Consider the following 16,429-nt stretch of genomic DNA (forward strand, 5'->3'; position numbering starts at 1 on the left):
CGCGCTCCGCCATCAGGCGAAGCACAGCCTCCCGGCGCGCTGCAGGCCCGATCAGTTTTTTCCCAGAAGGTCCTTCAGGGCCGAGACGTCCAGCATCGACTCCGCCAGCAGCTTCTTCAGCCGCCGGTTCTCGTCCTCAAGCGTCTTCAGCTTCTGCGCGTCCGACACGCTCATGCCGCTGTACTTGGCCGTCCAGCGATAGAAGGTCTGCTCGCTGATCCCGTGCCGCCGACACACCTCCGCCGTCGGGCTTCCGGCCTCCTGCTCCCGCAGCACGCCGATGATCTGCGCCTCGTTGAACCTGCTCTTCTTCACGTCCGTCTCCTCTAGGTGACGGACTCTCACTCAAACCGAGGGATCAGGAAGGGGGCAGGTCATCGGAAACCTCATGCGGCGATCGCGCGAGCCACCGCTTGAGCGACAGCGCGGCCCATCGCTAGCGGAACGCGGTTCCCCACCGCTTTGACCTTGGCCGCGACGGTGAACGGCGGCAGATCGAAATCGTCCGGCAGGCCTTGCAGGCGACAATGGTTTCGGAATGCGTCGGCCGTCTTGTAGCCGTAGTTTCGCAGGGCGCTTCTTGCACTTCGCTTCTTCTTTCCGGACCCGCCGATGGCGACGGGCACGGGACGACTGCCGCCCGACGCCAAGGCGGAATGTTCCGGATCGGGCTTGTGCAACGCGAGGGTTTCGACATTCAATCGCCGGCCGTCGTGCGTGCCGAAGGAAAACCGCCGAAGATCGGTGAGCCAGAACAGCTTCGTCACCTTCCAGCGCCTTTCGTCTGCCGTGCGATGGCGATGGCAGAGAGATCCTTTGCCATGTCGATCGGCGCGCCCGCGGCCTTGCGCTCGGAGTAGCGGTCGGTCAGCGTCCGGACGTGGGGGCGCAGGAGCACCGTGAAGCGCACGAGTTCCTCGACGACGTCGACGATCCGCTCGTAGTAGCTCGATGGCCGCATGCGTCCGTTCTCGTCGAATTCCTGGAACGCCTTGGCGATGCTCGACTGGTTCGGGATGGTGAACATCCGCATCCAGCGGCCGAGAAGGCGCAGCGTGTTGACTGCGTTGAAGGATTGCGAGCCGCCCGAGACCTGCATGACGGCCAGGGTTCGTCCCTGAGTCGGGCGCAGGCCGCCGATGCTGAGCGGCAGGTGGTCGATCTGCGTCTTCATCACGCCCGTAATCTGCCCGTGCCGCTCGGGGCTACACCACACCTGTCCCTCCGACCACATGGCGAGTTCGCGCAGTTCGCGCACGGCGGGATGATCATCGCCTTTGACCTGATCCGGCAGCGGCAGGTCAGACGGATCGAAGATGCGCGGCTCGGCGCCGAAATGCCGTAGCAGTCTCGCTGCCTCTTCGACCACAAGACGTGAATAGGAGCGTTCGCGGAGCGAACCGTACAGCAGCAGGATGCGCGGCGGATGGCCCAGCCCGCCGTTCGGCAGGTCGAGCGCCGGATGACCCGGAGCGTAACGCCGGTCCAAGGCGGGAAGCGTGTCAGGATCGGGAAGCGTGCGCGTTCTCATATCTTTTCCATGTCGTGGGGGCCACTCGAAGGCGCCTGGTGCCTTCGCGGCCCTTGATCGCTCCGGATCGTGCCAATGATGTTGCCCAGAACCGGATGACGTCCCCGCCGGCCACGCTGCTTGACCATGTCGATGAGCACGAAGGCGGAAAGGCCGAGGAGGCCCGCCACGGCCACGCTCCACAACGAGGTTTCGACGGCCGTTCGCGACATCAGGAGGGCAAAGGCAAACGGGCCCAGAGCCGAGGTGAACTGGCGCGCGGCGGAAACCCATCCGAGCCTGGCGCCATAGCTGTCGCGGCCGAACAGCTCCAGCGGCAGCGTGCCGCTCACGATGCTGATGAGACCCGAGCCGAGCCCGAAGAGGACCGCGAAGAGGACGGCACCGGCCAGCCATGGGGCCGTCGCGGCGAGAATGGCGACGCCGAGCGCAAGAAGCACGGCGGCGATGGTGGCGAGATGCGTCTGAGCCAGCCGGCCGCCGAACAGCATGTTGACGAGACGGCTGGCGACCTGCGCCGGTCCGAACAGCGTCGCGATGAAGAGCCCTGCAGCGCCAAGTCCGAGCGTCGCCATGAGGGGCACCATGTGCATCAGGAGCGCCGAGAGGACGAAGCCTTCGATGGCGAAACCGGCAAGCATGAGAAGGAAAGCCGTCCGCCGCGAGCGCGCGTCGAGCGTGCTGCCTTCATTTGCCGCCGGTCCCGCAACGGGGGCCACCTCGGGAGGAGAGGGCGCCAGTCGGGACCCACGGCGCGCGATGCGCAGGAGAGCCCAGTGGATCGGCATGCACAGGCCAAGATTGAGGGCGGCGAACACGCCATAAACCTCCCGCCAGCTCAAGTGAGCGTGAAGGGCCGATGTCAGGGGCCAGAACAATGTCGAGGCAAAGCCGGCGATCAGCGTCAAATGCGTGATGCTGCGCTGAGCCTGTGGCGAGCCCGCCTGCACGATGGCAGCGAAGGCCGCGCCATAGAGCACGAAGCAGGAGGTGAGCTCCATGGCGAGAAGAGCGGTCACGAAGGTCACGCGCCCGGGCGCCAGGGCACATAGGACAAACGCCAGCGCCGCGGCAGCCGAACCGATGGTCATGAGCCATGCAGCGCCGACGCGGTCCATCCAGCGCCCTGCCGTCGGGGCAAGCAGGCTGCCGGCAAGGAGGGACGCCGACAGCGCCGCGAAGATCCATTGTTCCGAAAGAGTGAACTCCCGCGCGATCGCCGGCGCCAGGACGGGAAAGCTGTAGTAGAGCGTGCCGTAGCCGATGATCTGGGTCAGGCCCAGAGCCCAGATAGCCCAGACGGGAAATGCGCGATCACGCATCGAGCACCGCCGATCGGGCCGCTGAACCCTGCGCCCCGCAGCCGCAACCCGCACGCCCCGACTGTCTGGCCTCGGCATCGGCAACGCAGCAGACCTCGACGTCCTCCGGCGCCGGACCGCCGCAGCAGCCGGCAGCCGTTTGCGTGGTCCCGGCGACCTGCGTCGTGCATACGCCCGTCTCCGGCAGCACGAGATGCACGTCATCCGCCGCGGCCATGTCGCCGGCAAGCGCGGCGGCCACGGAACGGACCTGCTCATAGCCGGTCAGCAGCAGGAAGGTGGGCGCACGGCCGTAGCTCTTGATGCCCACCGTGTAGAAGCCTGGCTCGGGGTGGGAGAGCTCGCGGTGGCCGTGCGGCGGTACGGATCCGCAGGAATGCACGTTCGGATCGATGAGCGGACCGAGCGCCCGGGCGCTTTCCAGCCACGGATCGAGATCGAGGCGCAGTTCGCGCGTCAGCGACAGGTCCGGCCGCTGGCCCGTGGCGACGACGATGCGGTCGATAGGCCCGAGGCGGCGCTGACCGTCGGCTGTCTCGCCGGTCACGACGAGGCGGCCGGCCTCCTCGTGCAGCCCGGTGATGGCAAAGCCGGTGGCGAGGGCAACACGGCCGCTTGCGACGAGCCGGCGCATCTCGGCGCCGAGTTCGCCACGCGCCGGCAGCCGGTCGGCGCTGCCGCCGCCGTAGACGCGCGAGAGATCGCGGCCGCGCGTCGCCCACAGGATCGATGTCGACGGCTCGGCCTCGGCGAGACGGGCAAGATCGAGCAGCACATTGGCCGCGGAATGGCCGGCGCCGACCACCAGTGTGGTCGCTCCGGCAAAGAGGTCACGCTTCCGTCCGGCCACATCCGGGATGCCGTAGGCGATGCGCCCGGCGAAGGCCGCCTCGCCCTCCACGGCGATGCCGCTGGCTCCGAGCGGATTCGGCGTTCTCCAGGTGCCGGAGGCGTCGATGATCGCCCGGGCAAGGTCCTGTCGGCGGCCGCCGGGTGTTTCGACCGTCACGACGAACGGACGCTCCGCCCGGCCGCGGCTGACGACCTTGTCGAGACCTTGCCGCGACACAGCCGTGACGCGGGCATCGGTCTCGATGACGCGTGCAAGCGCCGGCACCGCGGCCAGCGGCTCGAGATAGTGGGCAACGATCTCGCCGCCGGTCGGGAAAGCCTCTGCCGGCGGCCGGTGCCAGCCATGCCTGGCGAGGAGAGCGGCTGCCGTCTCGTCGACGCAGTACCGCCAGGGTGTGAAAACCCGCACATGACCCCACTCGCGCATGCTGGCGCCAACGGTGGGCCCGGCCTCATAGAGTTTCACCGGCACGGCGCGGGCGATGAGATGGGCCGCCGCGGCAAGGCCGACCGGACCACCGCCGATGATGGCAACGGGCAGGGTCTCGATGGACATATTCGATCCTCCCAAAAATATCGAATTAGCGGATGTGAAAAGACAGCCTCAGGCCGCCTTTCCCTCTTCCCTGGTGCAGGCCGACTCGATGCAGCATTCCTCCGTAAGGAAGCTGATGAGGCTATCCATGGCCGGATAATGCGCCCGGCAGATGAGCGTCGTTCCCTGGCGCTCCTGCGTCATGAGCCCCGTTGCAATGAGCCGGTGCAGGTGGTGCGACAGCGTGGAGGCTGCAATCCCGAGCCTCTCCTGCAGGCGGCCGACCGGTAATCCCACGCCGCCCGCGCGCACAAGCGTTCGATAAACCTCGAGCCTGGTCGGATTGCCCAGCGCTTCGAGTTGCTGGGCTGCTTCTTCGATCTTCATGGAAATAAGCTATGCTTCCGGCTGAGCCGCGTCAATAGTTATTTCGATATAAGTCGAATTTTTATGCAGTCGCCGCGCGCCCCGCCAGGCGCCTCGAGCCCTTATCCGCTGCAATGGCTACTGGGGTTCGCCGTCCGCTGCGAAGGACCGCAGATAGGCCGTAAGATCCCTGACCTCCTGCTCGTTCCTGATGCCGGCGAAGACCATCTTCGTTCCCTTGATCGCGCCGCGCGGGTCCTTGATGTAGTTCGCGAACGTCTCTTCGGTCCACGTGATCCCGGATTGCTTGTTGGCCGGCGAGTATGTGTAGCCTTCGACGGAGCCTGCGGTGCGGCCGAAAAGCCCGTTGAGCTGCGGGCCTATCTTGTTGGGCGCGTTCGGCCCGACCGCGTGGCATGCGCTGCATTTGTTGAAGACGCGTTTTCCCGCCTGCGCATCCTGCGCGACGGCGAGGCGGGGGTCCAGGAGAAACATGGCGGCGAACGCGAGCGTGAGCAGTCTTGTCATCGGGAGCCTGTGCTTCAAGGGACCGGAAGGCGCGATATGCCCGCCTGAGCGACGGGCACGAAGCCCACGGGTGCCGAAGCGCCCGTGGGCCGCGAAGTTGCGGGAGGATCAAGCTGGGCTCGCCGGATATTCCGGCGACTTGAACGACAGATGCCGAACACCGTCCGGTGCATCCGCGATCTTGCGGATATTGCCCCAGGTCTGCTTGTAGTTGGGGATGATGAACTCGTTCACGCCGGCCGAGACGACATTGCCCTGCACGCCGGCGGGATAGGCAAAGAGCATGAACACCTGTTTGCGCCGTGCCGTGGGGGTCGGATAGACCATCGCCTGGGTCGAGCCGTTGTCATTGTAGACCTCGACGAGGTCGCCTTCCTTCAACGTTAGCTCCGCCATGTCCTGCGGGTTCATCTCGATGAAGGGGTAGGGCCAGCGGTCCATGACGAACTCGTTCTCGACGTCGAGATAGGCGCTCTGCCACACGTCGTTGGTGCGGCCGTTGTTGATGAGAAAGGCGAACTTCTCCTTCTCGGCCTCCTTTCCGGCCGCCTGGAGGCCGCGCCATGCGGTCTCCATGAACTGCGCCCTGCCGTCGGGCCGGTTGAACTTGCCGTCGGCATAGAGCCGCTTGGTGCCGACGATCCGGCCATTCTCGACGGCCACCGCCGGCTCCTGGAAGCCGTTGGTGCCCATCGCCCGCAGCCGCTCGTAGGTGACGAACGCGCCGCCTTTCTCATGGGCGTGGTAGCCGTCCATGAAGGCGTCTTCCTCGCTCTTCCAGTCGAAGCCCTTGAACTTGTCGGCGGTGTCCGTCTTGCCCGCAGCGCGGAAGACGCGTTCGAGATGGTTGGCGAGCCGCGCTGCGATCAGGCAGTCGGGCAACGCCTGGCCCGGCGGATCCATGTAGCGCTCGGTGAGCCGCATGCGCCGCTCGCCGTTCATGGAGGTGAGGTTCATCTCGCCGGAGGTGGCCGCCGGCAGGATGACGTGGGCCGCCTCGCCGATTTTCGTCGGCACGATGTCGACGTCGACGCTGAACAGTCCACCCTGCCGGATGGCGCCCATGATCGCGGCGACCATCGCCTCTCGATCACCATAAGGGACGGAATTGATAGCGTCTTTCACGAGGTCGGTGCGCTTCTTGTAGACGCGCTTGAACTCCATGGCGTTGAGCGTCGTCTTGTAGTGGTCGCAGGCCCAGACGTGATGGACGCCGCCCTTGCCTTCGATGAGGAGCTTGTCGACATAGGCCGCCGGCCGGCCGACATGGGCATCCGACGGGCGTGAATAGCCCTCCTGGTGGCCGCCCATGCGCACGCAGCCGCCGCCCGGCCGCCCGATGTTGCCGGTGGCGAGGGCAAGGTTCACCAGTGCGCCATTGGTGCGGTAGTTGTCGTTGCCCCAGATCAGCCCCTTCTCATAGGCGAACATCGTGCGCCGGCGGACGCCACCCGCTTTGGGCCGGGCGATCCATTCGGCGGCCTTGACGATGTCCCCTGCGGCGAGGCCCGTGATCCGCGCCGCCTCCTCGACGGTCATCCTGTTCGCCGTCAGTGCCTTTTCGAAGCCACTCGTCGAGGCGTCGATGAAAGCCTTGTCCGTCCATCCCTTGTCAGCGATGTGGGTGAGCAGCGCGTTGAACAGCGCGAGGTCGGTGCCTGAATTGATGGCAAGGTGCAGGACGTTGTCCTTGCCCGCCTCCACCTCGCAGGCATTGACCGTGACCGTGCGGCGGGGATCGACGATGATGATCCGGGCGCGGTCCACCGGCTCGCTGCCGAACTCGGCCTGCTTTTTGGCGAGCGACGTGCCGCGCAGGTTCGGCACCCAGTGGTTGAGGAAATAGTTGGTCTGCGTCTCGAGCGCATTGGTGCCGACGGCGACGATCGTGTCGGCGAGTTCGGCATCCTCGTAACAGTTGTTGAGTTCGCCGACGCCCATGTCGCGGCTGGCGTGGACCTCCGAATTGTAGGCCGGCCGGTTGTGAATGCGGATGTTCTTCACCTTCATAGCGCCGAAATAGAGCTTGCCGGTGCCCCAGGTGTTCTCGTAACCGCCCCCCGCGCCGCCGTGGTCGAAGGCCGAGACGAAGAGCCCGTCCTCGCCCTGCTCGTCGATGACCGCGGCGGTTACGCGCGCCACGAGGTCGAGCGCATCGTCCCAACTTGTCGGCTGCAGTTGCCCGTAGCGCCAGACGAGCGGATCGGTGAGCCGGTGCAACTGCGTGTTGCGCTGGCGCGAATAGCTCATCTCCGCCATGCGCGCCCCGCGCACGGAGCCGAGGCCGGAATTGACGACGCACTCCTTGTCCGGCTTGATGACGAGATGGACGTCCCGCCCGTCCTGCCGGACGATGTTGTACATCGACGGCGCGTACCAGGCGGCGGTCTCCGCCTCCTGCTGCGCGGTGAGGTCGGTGCCGAACTTGTTCTCGGATGGAGCCGTGCCGCCTTCGTAGCGCGCATCCCAGGTGTAGGCCTTGTAGCCGCAGCCGACGATGCAATAGTGGCAGACGACGTTGTGTTCCTTGGCGTCGGCCGGGACGATGGGCAGCCGGCCGATCTGACGCTTGTAGGCCATTCTCCCCTCCCTCACAGCACGTTCGACAGGCGGCCGTAGATGAGCTCGTCGACTCCCTCGGCGTAGATGTCGCCCTTCTCGTCGACGCGCAGCGCGTATTGCGGCAGGTTCTGGGTCGCGTGACCCCAGATCTGCTGCCCGCCGCGCTCGCAGTCGAAGCGCGAATAATGGCCGGGGCAGTTGAGCGTCTTGTCCGCGGCGTCGTAGGCCATGGGGAATCCTTTGTGCGGGCACAGGATGGTAAAGCCGACAATGTCGCCGTCGGGACCGACGCCCGTCGGCACACGCGTGCCGAGCTTGATCAGCACGCCCGGCGCTTCGTCATCCGGATAGGCGACGTCGAGGGGTTCGTTCACCTTGAGATCGCTCACATTGGCGAGCCGGTTCGGTGGATAGCTGACGAGGGCGGCGCCGGGTGTTGCCTTTGCCTCCGGCGCCAGCACCGACGCTGCCGCGGCGCCGGCCGTCATGGCGCCCGCCCCGGTGAGGAAGCGCCGCCGGCCCACGTCGATCAACCTGTCGCATCGTTTCATCGCTGTCCCCTTCGGCATGGACGATCATGGTCGGGGAGGCTTCTGCAGGATGTGGGCCAGCGCGAAAACGATTTACGTATCAGTCGGATGGGCGGCGAGGGCGCAGGTGGCGCCCGGTCTTGTGTCCGGGTTTCCGAACATGGTGCGGTGCCGAAGGTTCGGGATGCCGAACATGCTGCCTGCTACTGCACCGCGATGCTGAGGCGGCGCATCTTTTCCCACAGCGTCGTGCGGCCGATGCCGAGGAGCCGGGCAGCCGCAGCGATCTCGCCCCCGGTCGCGGCAAGGGCCCGCACGATATGGCGACGTTCCGCCTCGAGCCTCGCATCCTCGAGGGAGCCGAAGCCGGACAGCCCCGGCCCGCCGTATTCCGCCAGGTCGGGAAAGAGATCGCCCGGCATGAGCCAGGCACCGAGCGCCAGGGCCATCGCCCGCTCCATCCGGTTGCGCAGCTCGCGGATGTTGCCGGGCCAGGCATGGGCCCGTGCCGCTTCCTCCGTCAGGGCGCTGATCCCCTTCACCGATGTCTCGTGACGTTCGGCGAATTCCGTGAAGAAGCGGTTCATCAGCCACGGAATGTCGTCGGGCCGGTCCCGGAGCGCGGGCATGCGGACGGTGACCACATTGATGCGATAGTAGAGATCCTGCCGGAAGCGCCCGGCTTCGACGAGAGCCGGCAGGTCCGCATTGGTCGCCGCGAGGATACGGCCGTCGAAGGCGACCGGCCGCTCGCCGCCCACCCGGTGGAAGCTGCGCTCCTCGATGAGACGCAGCAGCTTGGCCTGCAGCTCCGGACGTAATTCGCCGATCTCGTCGAGGAAGAGGACACCGCCGGCTGTTCGCTCCGCATAGCCGACGTGGCGCTGAATGGCGCCCGTGAAGGCGCCCTTCTCATGGCCGAAGAGCTCGCTCTCCATCAGGTCGGCCGGGATGGCGGCGCAGTTGACGGCGACGAAGGGCTTCGCGGCAGCCTCCGAGCGGGCATGCAGGAAGCGGGCGGCGACATCCTTGCCCGTTCCGGTTTCGCCGCAGATGAGGACGGGCGCCGCCACGCGGGCGAGGCGGGACAGCAGCCGCTCGACCTCGCCCATGGCCTGCGATACGCCGAGGACAGGCGTATCGTCGCCTGGGGTGGGGCGGACGAGTTCCGCCAGCCGCACGAGGAAATCCTCGAGGTCGAAGGGTTTCGTCACGTAGTTGGCGGCACCGGCACGCATCAGCCGCACGGCCTGGTCGATATCGCCGAAACCGGTGATAAACAGGAACGGCGGAGCATCCGGCCGTCGGGCGATCTCGCGAAAGAGGGTCTCGCCGTCGATATCCGGCAGCCGTATGTCGCAGACGACAGCCCGAACACGGGCTTCCCTCAGGGCCGAGACGGCCTCGCGCCCGCGCTGCCACCAGCGGACGGTGAGACCTTCGAGCGAGAGGCGCTGCACGAGGCTCTCGCCCATGATGGGGTCGTCCTCGACGAGCGCGATGGTGACGGGCTCAAGCGACATCGGACAGTTCCTCGCCGGATCGCAGCGGGATAATGAGCCGCAGCACCGTGCCGCCTTCCCCGGGGCGGTCGACCTCGATACGGCCGCCAAGCTCGCTCACGAGGCGCCGGGTCGTCCAGAGGCCGAGCCCGAGCCCGCCGTCGCGCAGCGGCGTCGCTGCTGCCGGCCCCGTAAGAACCTGCGCGGCCGCCTCCGGCAGGCCGGGACCTCGATCACGCACCGAGGCAACGAAAAGGTGGCCGCTCACCTCCGCTGACAGGAAGACGCTTGCCCCTTCAGGTGAGGCCGCCACGGCGTTCAGCAATAGGTTGAGGATGGCTTGCCGCACGGGCGTACTCGGCAGCGGCACCGTGCCGTCGAGGCCGTTGTCAAGCAACACGCCGACAGCCTTGCGCCGCGCCTCCGGTGCAATCAGAAGTTGAAGATCGGCGAGATCCGACGCGGCGAGGTCGCGCGCACGCTTCTCCTCGCGGTAGGCGGCCAGCGTGGTGCGCACCACGTCTCGGATGCCGAGAAGACCACGGTCGAGCAAGCCGATGGCATTGGCGCGGACATGTGCGAGATGGCCGTGGGTTCTGAGCGTCGCAAGGGCGTTGAAAAGACCGCCGAGCGGGTTGTTGATCTCGTGCGCAAGGGCCGAGGCGAGGCGCCCGAGGCTGCCAAGGCGCTCCTCTTCGGCGAGCTTCTTCACGAGCGTCTCGCGCTCATCCATGGATGCCGCCAAAGCGTTGTAGGCGCGGAAGAGACGGCCGAATTCGCCACGCTGGCGCATGACGACATCCTCGGCGATGGGCACTGCGGAAACGCTGCGAGCAAGCCCCAGATGGTTGGTGAGGATGGTGACCGGCCGCATCATGCGCGCCATGAGGAACCAACCAGCGGTTGCCAGGACGAGCGTGAGCAGCCCGTTTGTCGCAACAAGTGCGAACATGACGCTGCGCCGCTCGGCGGCGAGATGCCGCGTGTCGAAGACCGCCTCGATGAAGCCGACCGTCTGCCCCGGATAGGACAGCTTGCGCACGGCCGTCGCCGTGTCAGCCCCTGCTTCGAAGCTGAAGCTGTCGGCACCGGCCACCTGCACGCGCTGGCGCTCCTCGTTCAATGATCCCACAGGATACCGACGCGGATCGGAGGCGGCGATCACCCGGCCGTCGGCATGGCTGACGACCGTCTCGAGCGGGCGCAGGCTCCTGTGCAGGTCCCGTGCGCGTTCGATCGCATCGAACACCTCCCAGGTATCGTCGCGCAGCATGGAGGGCGCGACAGCCGAAGACAGGCCGTCGAGATAGCTCTGGGCGAGATCGCGCAGGTGCCGCTCCTGCGTGTCGGCAAGCCGGGCGAGGACGCGTTCGGAGAGGATGAGGCCGACGAGCACCATCAGGCCGGCGACGGCCAGCGGCACCTTCGCTGTAATGGGCCAGGAGCGCGGATCGAGGCGGCCGAGCATCGTTCAGCCCGCCCGCGCCAGAAGGTCGACCTTGGCGGCAATCGCATCGAACAGGCTCGCTGGTTCGCGGGCGAAGCCGTCAAGACGCAGCATGGCGAGGACCGCGTGGCCGTCCGGATCCGCCGGCATCGCAAGGAGCGCCCCGGCGAGCTTCGCGAGCCGGGTCTCGTCGAGTGGTGTGCGCGGCGCCGCAACGGGCGGAAAGGCAAGCCATTCCGATCGCCGCAGAACGCGCGTGCGCCCCGTCAGCTCGGGCTCGATCTGGACCATGACCTCATAGACATAGCCGTCGACCGAGCCCGATCCCGCGAGGCCGCTCGCCACAGCGCGGATGACGTTGCGATGGCCGTAGGTGAAGAATGCTCGGGCGAAGAAGCCTTCGGGCCGCACGCCCATCTCCGCCAGCAGGGCGCGCGTGACCAGGAAGCCGGAATTGGAATCGGGATCGGAGAAGGCGTGGATGCCGCCGGCGAGATCGGCGACGCTACGTGCCTCGCTGTCATTGCCGACGATGACATAGGATTGATACAAAGGGCGCGAGCGCCACAGCGGCACGGCGACCAGCTGCAGTTCGCTGCGGTGCGTGACGAACGGGTAGCCGCAGATCCACGCCGCGTCGATCTGGCGCGTGGTCAGGAGCGCCGTGATTTCCTGATAAGTCCGCCGCGTGATGAGCCTGACCGGATGGCCGGTGGCACGTTCGAGATAGCTCTGAAGCCGGGCGAGCAGCTCGAGATCGTTGTTGAGGAAGACCGGCGTCAGGCCGAAGCGGATCTCCCCGATGGGCGCGGCCTCGCTCGCGCCGGCCCGGCAAGCCACGAGGGCAGCGGCCAGAACGGCAATAACCCGGCGACGATCCGGCGGGGCCGAACCTTCCGCGCGCATGTCGCCTCCCCTCGTTCTTTGTTAATTGTACAAAATGATAGCCCCGACCATCCCAGACGGGAACCCCGGACAGTGCGCGACCGAGAACACTTGCGTCGCAGGTTCGAGGCCGCCGTCGGGGACTGACTGGCGAGCGCGTCCAGTTGCTCGGGCGAGGTCATGCAAAGTGGTCCGCAGCCTCGTTGCGGAGTCTCGGCACGACCGACAGCGTTGAGGACTGGCAAAGCTGCCTTGCCCTGGCGGATCGGCTCGGCTGGCGCCGCGTCGGGGCGACGCTGGCTCCGGCATCTCAGCGGCCGATCAGGCGCATCTGACACACCGATGCGCGGCGGGGTCGATGTCCAGCCGCCGCATGCCGATTTCCTCGCCGCATTCGGTGCAATAGCCGTATTCCCCGGCTGCGAGGCGCGTCAGCGCGTGCTCGATGCGGACCTTCTGGGCCTTCAACCGGCGCTCGTAGGCCTGGGCCATGGCCTGCGCCTGCATGGCGTCCATGCGGCTGAGCCGCCCGACACTCTGCTGGTCGAGCTCGACAGGTGCCACATTGGCGGCCTGGGCCTCGATCTCCGCATTCGTTTCCTCCAGCGCCCGTTCGAGCCGGGGACCGAACAGTGCGCGCATTGTCCTGTCGTATTCCTCTCTCAATGGATCCTCCCTTGCCTTGCCATCCGTCCCGTCCGCGTCTGCGGGTAATGCCGAACTTCTCGCGCTTTCCAAAATAGATCGATTATTGCTCATAATTGTGCATTCTGCAGGGCATGTCGTCCGGTTTGTTTTAGCCTAAGTTTGAGCAAGAAATTGGTTTGTGGTTCAGAATAACACAGTGACCGGGTGTGAAAGGGCGTGTTCACCGGTGAGCCTCATGCGGCTCGACGCGTGATGGACTGGGATGGATTGCTTGTTGTTGTATCCGTGCGTTGCCATGTTCGATGCCTCGATTGCGGTTGGGCCTCAGTGGCGCCTGCTGTTTCGGCTCGTTTCGCATCTCGTCCGCATGGCCGACGTCCCCTGCCAGATGCGACCGTCGTCCAATCCGGCAAGTACTCCGCCGTAGCGCGCTGAACGCCGCCTGCGTCCTCACCTATGCCCGGAGATCACGATGATGAATGCGGCCCCGCAGCCGCAAACGGCACGCATTGCACGCGCCTGCCCTTTGTGCGGAAACGAGAGGAAACGAAAGAAGCTGCAGCGCTATTCGGATGAGCGATGGTCGGTCGTCGCGTGCCCGATCTGCGACTTCGTGCATCTGTCGCACGCGCCGCCGCTCAAGGCACTGGAAAGCGAGCTTGCCTGGGAGAAGAGCTTTCATGTTGAGCGCGACAGGCGCAGGAAGCGCAATCCGCTGTGGCAGGCGCTGGATCATGCGACACGATGGAGGCTGAGACTCGGCCGGGCAGCGTCGCCTGCTGGAAGGATCGCGCGCTCCGCCGCGCGCGGCGCCGTGCTCGATCTGGGCTGCGGCACGGGACGCCATCTGGAAGACCTGCCGGAGGGCTACACACCCTATGGCGTGGAGATCTCGCGCGAGCTCGCGGAGATATCGGACCGGCTCTTTCGCGCGCGCGGTGGCCGCACGGTGCAGGCCTCGGCACTCGACGGATTGCGGGAGTTCGATGATGGCTTCTTCTCGGGAGCTCTGTTGCGTTCGTTCCTCGAGCACGACATCCGACCGTTGCCAATTCTGGAGGAGCTCAACCGCGTGCTCGTGCCGGGCGGTGTCGCGCTGGTCAAGGTGCCCAATTTCGCGAGCATCAACCGATTGATCATGGGGCAGCGCTGGTGTGGCATCCGTCTTCCGGATCATGTCAATTACTTCACGCCGGGAACGCTCAGGCGTATGGCCGGTGCGGCCGGCTTCAACGTGCGGTTCGATCTGCTGACGCTTGTGCCGACCTCGGACAACATGTGGGCGACATTGGTGAAGCCTCCCATCGCGTAGCGGTCGGCCCTTCTCGCTGTGTCCTAGAATCGCGCCAGCCGACGCAGTCGCGGCATGAGCACTCCCAGGCATGCCGCGGCGGCAAGAGCATAGGCCACCATGGCGAGATATTGCAGAGCAAGCGGCGCGCCCAGATCGAGTAGAACGCCCATGAGCCCCGGCGCGAGTGCCGAGGCAATGACCTGGGCCGCAAAGGCGACGGATCGGATCGCGCCGAGATGGCGCGTGCCGAACAGCTCCGCCCATAGCGCGCCGAGCAGCGTCGAGGCGCCCCCGTTGGTGAGTGCACCGAGGGCCATGAAGACCGGCACACTCCATGGCGAAGCCGACAGGGCGAGGACGGTGACGGCGCCCGCCATCGGCAAAAGGAAGAACGGCAACAGCCGGATCGAGCCGAAACGATCGATGAGCCAGCCGGTGGACAGTGCCGTGACCACGCTCACGCTCGCATAGACCGGGAACCAGCCGGCGAACCAGGAAAGCGTCCAGCCCTTGTCGTCAACGAGATAGGCCTGATGAAAGAATATCCCCGTCATGACGAAGGAGGGCGCCACGACCGCGACCAGGGCGGCAAAGAATTCGGGACGGCGCAGGACCTCCCCGCGGGTCCACTGTTTCTGGCCGGTGCCTTCCGCCTCGCCGCCGGTCTCGGTGTGATCGTGCCGCGGCTCCCGACGCAGCAGGGCGAGCGTGAGCGGAACGGACACGGCACAGAGGACGAAGGCGCCGACGAGCCACGTCTGGCGCCAGCCTATCGCCGCCATGAGGGCGACGGCGGTCGCCGGCATGAACGCTTCGCTCACCGGAAATCCCAGCACCGCGAGCGACATCATGCGGCCGCGCCGCTTGATATACCACCGGCCGACGCCGGTGAGCGCCAGATGTCCCATTGCGCCCTGGCCGAACAGGCGCAGCCCGAACAGGATCGGAAGCAGCAGCCATGGCGAACGGACTTGTGACATTCCCATGCACATCGCGGCCAGGGCAAGAAGCGCGAGCACCGCCAGTCCGCGGATCCTGAAGCGGTCGGCGATCTTCCCGCCCCACATCAGAACGCAGGCGCTGGCGATCGTGCCCAGGCTGTACAGGGTGCCGAAGCCGCCGTCGGAGAGAGCGAGGTCGGCTTTCAGCCACGGCGCGAAGACCGCGATGAAATAGGTCTGCCCGAAGGCGGATGACATGGTCATCACGATGGCGGCGACGACGAATTCGGTCGGCGCCGGAGCGCGCTGAAGACCAGCCGACCGAAGACCCGGTGCGGGACGGGCCGCGCCCGTCTGCGGCCCGGCGATGCCTGGTACATCAGCCATGGTCGAGGCCCACCGCCTGACGGGCCACGGTGCCGGAAGGGACGCAATGACGACCGGCGCCGGCTCCCGCAGGAGCGCACCGGACAGGAAGCGGTGCCGCGCGCACGCTGCAAGTTGGGCAGCCGTTGTCGAATGGTGGCATGGCCGTGAGCCTAGACAGGGGCGCGCCGGTAGGACAGTACGGGCAAGGCACGTCTGCCCTGCCTCCCTTGCAACCCGGAGCGCATCCTCCGCTTCCCTGATGCCCTACCGGAACATCATGATCGGGATCTTGCAGGAACGGACCATCTCGACGGTGGTCGAACCGACAATGAGGTTGCGGATGCGGGAGTGGCCGTAGGCGCCCATGACAAGGAGGTCGATGCCCTCGCGTTCGACGCTCTGGGCAATCACCTGTTCCGGCTGGCCGGGCACGAGGTCGGCTTTCGGCACGTAGCCCGCGGCGGCGAGCTGGGCCACGGCGCCGTCGAGCTTCTTCCGCGCGTCGGACGTCTCAGCGCCCACCATGAGCAGCCGGCAGGAAAGCCCGGCGAACATCGGGCTGCGCGCAATGTGGTCCACCGCCTTCAGAGCACTGGCGCCGCCGTCGAAGGCGACGAGGACGCGTTCGATTGGCCTGAAGGCGCGCGCCGCGACAAGTACCGGGCGGCGGCTGGCGCGCACCACACGTTCCAGGTTGGAGCCGAGGTGCAGCTTGGCGAAATCCGCTGCCTCGCCGCGCTTGCCGATGACCACGAGTTCGGCGTCCATCTCGCGCTCGGCGACCGTTTCAGTGAGATCGCCAAGGCGCAGGCTGGTCACGGCATCGATGCCGGCAGCGGCAAGGCGCGCCTTCGCTTCGTCGAGGACGAGACGACCGCGCTTCTGGGCAAGGCGTGCCTTCTCCTCGTCCAGCGCGGCGAGTTCGGCGAGCAGGGTGTCGCGGGCATCCGCCGAGAGGCTGCCGGTATAGTCCGCGGGAATGCTGGAGGTGTCGCGTCGGCCCAGGACATGCAGCACCTCGACCGAGGCGTCCAGGCGGGCGGCCGCCCAAGCGGCATGGTCGCAGACGCTTTGCGCATAGACGGAGGCATCGATCAGGGCGAGAAGCTTCGTCATG

15 protein-coding genes and 1 pseudogene are annotated in these 16,429 nt (G+C 66.5%); 1 reads left to right on the forward strand and 15 read right to left on the reverse strand.

Translation table 11 applies throughout. From position 1 onward, the window contains the following. From ASC46_RS15790 to ASC46_RS15850, 13 genes and pseudogenes are all read right to left on the reverse strand, one after another. Positions 1-315: pseudogene (locus tag ASC46_RS15790) on the reverse strand (transposase); the annotation flags it as partial. Between the two features lie 71 nt (positions 316-386). Further along, a complete protein-coding gene (locus ASC46_RS15795) occupies positions 387-767 on the reverse strand; it encodes a hypothetical protein (RefSeq protein WP_055460272.1) in 381 nt (126 codons plus the stop codon). Continuing rightward, positions 764-1,531, reverse strand: coding sequence for an arsenical resistance protein ArsH (gene arsH, locus ASC46_RS15800; RefSeq protein ID WP_055460273.1), 768 nt, complete (start codon positions 1,529-1,531; stop codon positions 764-766). The genes ASC46_RS15795 and arsH overlap by 4 nt, the downstream gene beginning before the upstream one ends. Then, a complete protein-coding gene (gene arsK / locus ASC46_RS15805) occupies positions 1,528-2,853 on the reverse strand; it encodes an arsenite efflux MFS transporter ArsK (RefSeq protein WP_072249523.1) in 1,326 nt (441 codons plus the stop codon). The genes arsH and arsK overlap by 4 nt, the downstream gene beginning before the upstream one ends. Next, positions 2,846-4,261 carry an FAD-dependent oxidoreductase gene (locus ASC46_RS15810; RefSeq protein ID WP_055460274.1) on the reverse strand — a complete coding sequence of 472 codons (1,416 nt, stop codon included), beginning with the start codon at positions 4,259-4,261 and terminating at the stop codon, positions 2,846-2,848. Before ASC46_RS15810 ends, arsK begins: the two co-directional genes overlap by 8 nt. Positions 4,262-4,309: 48 nt before the next feature. Then, entirely contained in the window at positions 4,310-4,627 is a 318-nt protein-coding gene (locus ASC46_RS15815) for an ArsR/SmtB family transcription factor (protein ID WP_055460275.1), read from the reverse strand. A 117-nt stretch (positions 4,628-4,744) separates the two neighbouring features. Then, positions 4,745-5,134, reverse strand: a complete 390-nt coding sequence (locus ASC46_RS15820; RefSeq protein WP_055460276.1) for a c-type cytochrome — start codon at positions 5,132-5,134, stop codon at positions 4,745-4,747. A 108-nt stretch (positions 5,135-5,242) separates the two neighbouring features. After that, positions 5,243-7,714 carry an arsenate reductase (azurin) large subunit gene (locus ASC46_RS15825; protein WP_055460277.1) on the reverse strand — a complete coding sequence of 824 codons (2,472 nt, stop codon included), beginning with the start codon at positions 7,712-7,714 and terminating at the stop codon, positions 5,243-5,245. Positions 7,715-7,725: 11 nt separating this feature from the next. Next, on the reverse strand, positions 7,726-8,247 hold the full coding sequence (locus ASC46_RS15830; protein WP_055460278.1) for an arsenate reductase (azurin) small subunit: 522 nt from the start codon (positions 8,245-8,247) through the stop codon (positions 7,726-7,728). A gap of 182 nt (positions 8,248-8,429) precedes the next feature. Further along, positions 8,430-9,749, reverse strand: coding sequence for a sigma-54-dependent transcriptional regulator (locus ASC46_RS15835; protein ID WP_055460279.1), 1,320 nt, complete (start codon positions 9,747-9,749; stop codon positions 8,430-8,432). Beyond that, a complete protein-coding gene (locus ASC46_RS15840) occupies positions 9,739-11,196 on the reverse strand; it encodes an ATP-binding protein (RefSeq protein ID WP_055460280.1) in 1,458 nt (485 codons plus the stop codon). The genes ASC46_RS15835 and ASC46_RS15840 overlap by 11 nt, the downstream gene beginning before the upstream one ends. A gap of 3 nt (positions 11,197-11,199) precedes the next feature. After that, positions 11,200-12,081, reverse strand: coding sequence for a substrate-binding domain-containing protein (locus ASC46_RS15845; protein WP_072249525.1), 882 nt, complete (start codon positions 12,079-12,081; stop codon positions 11,200-11,202). 300 nt (positions 12,082-12,381) lie between these two features. Next, positions 12,382-12,702, reverse strand: coding sequence for a TraR/DksA family transcriptional regulator (locus ASC46_RS15850; protein WP_055460281.1), 321 nt, complete (start codon positions 12,700-12,702; stop codon positions 12,382-12,384). 478 nt (positions 12,703-13,180) lie between these two features. On the opposite strand from ASC46_RS15850, the gene ASC46_RS15855 reads away from it, so the two are divergent. Then, positions 13,181-14,020 carry a class I SAM-dependent methyltransferase gene (locus tag ASC46_RS15855; RefSeq protein ID WP_063187335.1) on the forward strand — a complete coding sequence of 280 codons (840 nt, stop codon included), beginning with the start codon at positions 13,181-13,183 and terminating at the stop codon, positions 14,018-14,020. A gap of 23 nt (positions 14,021-14,043) precedes the next feature. On the opposite strand, the gene ASC46_RS15860 is transcribed toward ASC46_RS15855, so the two are convergent. Next, the gene (locus ASC46_RS15860) at positions 14,044-15,330 is read right to left on the reverse strand and encodes an MFS transporter (RefSeq protein ID WP_055460283.1); all 1,287 of its coding nucleotides are present in this window, start codon (positions 15,328-15,330) and stop codon (positions 14,044-14,046) included. A gap of 246 nt (positions 15,331-15,576) precedes the next feature. After that, positions 15,577-16,428 carry a universal stress protein gene (locus tag ASC46_RS15865; RefSeq protein ID WP_055460284.1) on the reverse strand — a complete coding sequence of 284 codons (852 nt, stop codon included), beginning with the start codon at positions 16,426-16,428 and terminating at the stop codon, positions 15,577-15,579. Position 16,429: the final 1 nt, after the last annotated feature.

Origin of the sequence: Chelatococcus sambhunathii (genome assembly GCF_001418005.1) — a bacterium.
GTDB classification, from domain to species: Bacteria; Pseudomonadota; Alphaproteobacteria; order Rhizobiales; family Beijerinckiaceae; genus Chelatococcus_A; species Chelatococcus_A sambhunathii.